Genomic DNA, 3195 nt, shown 5'->3' with positions numbered 1-3195 from the left:
GGTGCGTTACTGGCTCAGGCCCGACACCGGCCGGCGTGACATCGGTGCTGTCGGGCTGACGGCGGCCGGTCATCCGCTGCTCGGTGCGCTCACCGAGGGTGCGGCCAGTCTGGTCTTCACCGGTCGGATCTCCCTGGCCACCCATCCCTGGCTGGCCGATCACCAAGTGGCCGGCACCACCGTGCTGCCCGGCGCTGCCTTCGTCGAGTTGGCGGTGCATGCCGCGGACCGGGTCGGCTGCGGCAGCATCCGTGAGCTGACCGTGCAGACCCCGCTGGTCCTGCCCGAGCACGGTGGTGTTCGCCTCCGGGTGGAGGTGGGTGAGCCCGCCGGTGACGGCGCGCGTCCGATTCGTATCGACGCCCGCCCGGACGCGGGCACCGACGCCTCCTGGACGTGTCACGCCACGGGTGTCCTCGACATTGAGATGCCTTCCCCGGACTGGGACCTGACGTCCTGGCCGCCGGCCGGCGCGCAGCCCGTCGACGTCTCCTACGACACGCTCGCCGACCACGGATACCACTACGGCCCGGTCTTCCAGGGCCTGCACCGGATGTGGCGCCACAACGACCACGTCTACGCCGAGATCACCCTGCCCACCGACCCCGACACCTACAACATCCACCCCGCACTCCTCGACGCCACACTCCACGCCGCACTGATGGGTCAGGCCCTGCCGAACGACGGCCGGGTACGACTGCCGTACGCCTGGGAAGGGGTGACGCTGCACGCTTTTGGCGCCTCCGCGCTGCGGGTGTCGGTGACGACGGTGGGGGACAACGCGCTACGGCTGCGCGCGGCGGACGGTGCCGGCATGCCGGTGGCCGAGGTGACGTCGCTGGTCATGCTCCCGGCCGACGTGACCGACCTCGGCTCCGCGGCCGTGAACCGGGACTCCCTGCTGCGCCTGGAATGGATCCCCGCGCCGTCGGCGGACACGGCACCGCCCAGCGGGCTCGCGCTGCTAGGCGACGACCCGTTCGGCCTGCGCTCGTCGACGCCAGGCGGCGTCGACTGGCAGGCGTTCACCGAACTGTCCGCGATACCCGGCGACTCGCCGGACGTGGTCGTGTGTATCGAACGCGACGATACGACAGACGTCCCGGGAGCCGCCCGCACGGTGCTGTACGGCGCGCTCGATCTGGTGCAGGCGTGGCTGTCCGACGACCGGTTCACCGAGGCACGGCTGGTCGTGGTGACCCGGCGCGCGATGACGACCGGATACGGCGAACCCGTACCGGACCTTTCCACCGCGCCCCTGTGGGGGCTGCTCCGCTCCGCGCAGAACGAGAATCCCGGCCGGCTGGTCCTGGTCGATGTGGACGACGACGACCGTTCGCTCGCCGCGTTGCCGTCCGCGCTGGCCGGTGACGCCACCCAGTTCGCGCTGCGTGACGGACATGTCGTGGTGCCGAGACTGGTCAGGGCCGGTTCCGCGGACCGACGACGGGAACCGGAGGGTACGCCGAGGCGGCCGGACGCCGAGGGCCGCAGCGGGCCGGAGTCGCTGTCACAGTGGGACACCGACGGCACCGTGCTGATCACCGGCGGTACCGGAACACTCGGCAAGCTGTTCGCCCGGCACCTGGTCACGAAGCACGGGGTGCGGAACCTGCTGCTGGTCTCCCGGCGCGGGCCGGACACGCCTGGAGCCGCCGACCTGGTCGCCGAGCTGTCCGGGCTCGGCGTCGAGGTGACCGTCGCCGCATGCGATGTGGCCGACCGGGCCGCGCTCTTGGCCCTGCTCGCGGACATCCCGGCGGACCACCCGCTCACCGGAGTGGTGCACGCCGCCGGGACCCTGGACGACGGACTGATCTCCGGGATGACGCCGGAGAAGGTAGACGCCGTGCTGACGCCGAAGCTGGACGCGGCGTGGAATCTGCACGACCTGACCCAGGACGTCGGGCTGTCCGCGTTCGTGCTGTTCTCCTCGATCATGGGCACGATCGGCAACGCGGGCCAGGGCAACTACGCCGCCGCGAACGTGTTCCTCGACGCGCTTGCCCACTACCGCCGCGCCACCGGACTGCCCGCGACCTCGCTCGCGTGGGGGTTCTGGAGCGAGCGCAGCGAACTGACCCGCGACCTGGACGACGCGGACCTCGCTCGCATGGCACGCACCGGACTGAAACCGCTCCCGTCGGACGAAGGCGTCGCGCTGTTCGACGCGGCGTTGGCCGGCGGTGAGGCCGCCGCGACACTGGCCTCGCTCGACCTCGACCGGCTGCGCGCGCAGGCCACGCAGTCGAGCCTGCCGGAGGTGCTGCGTGGGCTGGTCCGGGCGCGGCGCGCGGCGACCGCGGTGTCGGCGACCGGCTCGACGCTCGCCGACCGGCTGGCCGGCCGCCCGGCCGAGGACGTCGACCGCGAACTGCTCGACCTGGTGCGCTCCCACACCGCCACCGTGCTGGGCCATGCCGGCACGGGCTCCGTTCAGCCCTCCGTCGCGTTCCGGGAACTCGGCCTCGACTCGCTGGCCGCGGTGGAGATCCGTAAGCGGCTCAACGAGGTCACCGGACTGCGGCTGTCGGCCACCGTGGTCTTCGACCACCCGACCCCGGCCGCACTGGCTGCTTTCCTGCGCGAGGAGTTGCTGGGCGGGAGCACCCAGGTCGTCGCTCCGCCGGCCGTGGCCGCCTCGGCAGGGGACGACGAGCCGATCGCTGTCGTCGGCATGGGCTGCCGGTATCCCGGTGGTGTTCATTCACCGACGGGTTTGTGGGACCTCGTGCGGTCGGGGCGGGACGCTGTCGGCGGGCTGCCGCAAGACCGTGGCTGGGACCTGGAGAACCTCTTCGACTCGGACCCGGGACGGACAGGCAAGAGCTACGTCGACAAGGGCTACTTCCTCGACGACGCAGGGGAGTTCGACGCCGGGTTCTTCGGGATCTCGCCGCGCGAGGCGCTCGCGATGCATCCGCAGCAGCGGTTGCTGCTGGAGACCATGTGGGAGACGTTGGAGGACGCCGGCATCGAGCCCGGTTCGCTGCGCGGCAGCGACACGGGCGTTTTCATCGGGGCGATGTCCCAGGACTACGGGCCACCGATGCACGAGGGTTCGGCGGAGGCCGACGGGCTGCTGCTCACCGGTACCACCGGGAGTGTCACGTCCGGTCGGCTGGCGTACTTCCTTGGTCTGGAGGGGCCGGCGGTGACGGTGGACACGGCGTGTTCGTCGTCGCTGGTGGCGAT

General features: G+C 71.6%; 1 protein-coding gene. It reads left to right on the top strand.

Features of this window, described 5'->3' with window-relative positions:
* A partial coding sequence (locus tag P1P75_RS40720) for a type I polyketide synthase (RefSeq protein WP_319264863.1) occupies window positions 1-3195 on the top strand: 3195 nt, incomplete at both ends.

It is taken from the genome of Streptomyces sp. ID05-39B, assembly GCF_033794725.1.
Taxonomy (GTDB): Bacteria; Actinomycetota; Actinomycetes; order Streptomycetales; family Streptomycetaceae; genus Streptomyces; species Streptomyces bobili.
The sequence above is the reverse complement of the archived record's forward strand: the minus strand, read 5'-3'. Positions and strand labels throughout refer to the sequence as shown.